Below are 2,443 nucleotides of genomic sequence, written 5' to 3'. Positions count from 1 at the left end.
AAATTAAAGAAGCTAGAGGTGGACAAACTAAATTAAAAAATAGATTAGATGAATTTGATTCACATCTGGAACAAACTGCAATAAATTTATCTAATAGTATAGAGAATAATTATAATGAACTTGATAATAAAATTAATTCACAAGCTAGTGGAAGTCCAAAGGGAGTGTTTTCAACCATAGATGATTTAGAAAATGATATCAATGCAAACACATTAGAAGGAAAGAAGTATATATATGTAGTTGCAGAAGATGGGAATTGGTATTATTGGAATGGGATAGCTTGGACAAATGGTGGGGTTTATCAAGGTCGAAAAATTGAAGAGAATTCGATAGGTCTGAGCGAAATAAATAATGAATTAATTGAGAAAATGTATGTTAAAGGAAGCAAAAATAAAATTAATAAAAAGTATCTTTTCGATATTAATTCAGATAACTTAATAAGTGAAGATATTTTAATTCCATATACTTATGTATTCGGAGGGGTGTCTGAAGGAATAACAAAACCATCAGGTACAACTACAGGCTGGTGTACTGATTTTTTACCAGTAGATAAAAATATAAATTATTATTTTTATCCTGAAACTGTAGCAACAGGAACAAGTTTGACTGGATGTAGATATGATAGTAATTTTAATTATATTGATGATATTTATGATACTAACAAAACAGGCATAATTAATAGTGGAGAGGCAAGTTATATAAGGTTAAACTTATATATAGTTGAAAGCATTGGATTAAGAGAAGAATATAATTATCTAACTAAGGATTCAAATTATAAGCCTCAAACTGCTAATGTAGGAGAGATTAAAGGATTAAATATAAACCATAATCAAATAAATAGTTTGAAAATGGAGAACTTACCTAGTGAGTTGATAAATAATTTAGTTGATTTTGATAAAATTACAGCAAATAAATATATAAATACAGTAGGAAATTTAATTGATAGTACAAGTTTAAGTGTTAGCGATTATATAAGAGTTAATGAAGGTGAAATAATTTACTTTAAGGTTAAATATGGGAGTGTTGGATATGGGTTTACATATGATAAAAAAAGGCATTCTAACTTAGTTTTAGAAGCATATGATGATATATATAAATTAGTAGTTCCAAAAGGAATGTATTATATAAGAGTAAATATAGTCAATACACAATACACTTCTTATTATATAAATAGAAAAGGTAAAGTTGATGTTACATCAAATTTTAATGAACCAACAAATTTAAATTATACAAGAGGTACATTGCCTTCACATAAAATTCAAGGATTTAAAACTGTAAACTTATTTTACAAAGAAGAAAGAGTATTAAACTCTTATATAAATAGTGTTGGTAATATTGTTGAAAGTACCGAGGTTGATACTGCTAAAATAATTATAGAAGGATATAATAAGCTTTATATGTCTCATAAATTAGCAACTATAGGATACTTCTTTGATATAAATGAAACTAAAATATCTTTAGCAACTGCAACGGATAACTTAAATGAAAATGGACTTTATGTTGTAGAAGTACCGCAAAATGCATATTATATTATAATAAATGTATCAAAACCTTACACAGATGCATTTTTTATAAATGGAATAAATGAATCAACCGATCCTAATATTAACGTGAAGCTACCTTATAATCTTGAATCAAATATTTTATCTAAGAACATTATGTGTGGTGGGGATAGTATAACTGCGAGAAATGGTGTTCAAGTAGAAGGTGTCACTTTAAATGGAATTCAATATTATTTAACAAAAAGCGGTGCTAATGTATCAACTGTTGCAGTTGGAGGTTCTACTATTAGAAAATATGATGAAAGCATATCAACAGGAGGGTTTCATGACAGTGCATATTCATTAATAGTTGAAAATGAATTGAATATATCTAATATAGATGTTTTTATTTTCTTTTGGGGAACAAATGATAGTAGCAGAGGATTCAATTTAGGAAATACAAATTCAAGAGAAGCTAATACTACACTAGGAGCGTTTAGATTGTGCATGGAATATTTAATGAAAAAAAATCCTAAAATGAGAATAGTTGTAGTTACTCCGTTATTTTCAAGGGCAGGTGGACATGGGTTAGAAAATCTTAAACTTATTACAAATGGAATGATTGAAATATGTGAAGAGTATAGAATTGATTACATTAACTCTTTAAAGGAAATAACAATAAACTCTTTTAACATTGATTTGGTTACATTAGATAAATTACATCCTAATAATGATGGATATAGCAATATAGCTAAGAAGATAGTAAACAAGGTAGTTTAACATTGCGAACTAACTTAGAAAAAATTAATACGAAAATTAAGCATAAGATCTTATAAAATTAAGATCTTTTTTTATAAAAAATAATACCAGGTAGAAAAGCAGTATGCACATAATCTACCTGGTAAAATAGTTAACTCCAATAAAATATTAATCCAAAGACAAGTATTATGTCAATAAAGAGC

Annotated in this window: 1 protein-coding gene; it reads left to right on the top strand. The window is 27.1% G+C overall.

Annotated features, from left to right (window positions below; all coding sequences use genetic code 11):
* A partial coding sequence (locus tag NSA50_RS19605) for an SGNH/GDSL hydrolase family protein (protein ID WP_257448223.1) occupies positions 1-2,261 on the top strand: 2,261 nt, incomplete at its 5' end.
* Positions 2,262-2,443 lie beyond the last annotated feature (182 nt).

The organism is Clostridium mucosae, assembly GCF_024622765.1.
Taxonomy (GTDB): Bacteria; Bacillota; Clostridia; order Clostridiales; family Clostridiaceae; genus Clostridium.
Note: the sequence above shows the minus strand (reverse complement) of the source record. Positions and strands in the feature narration are given on the sequence as shown.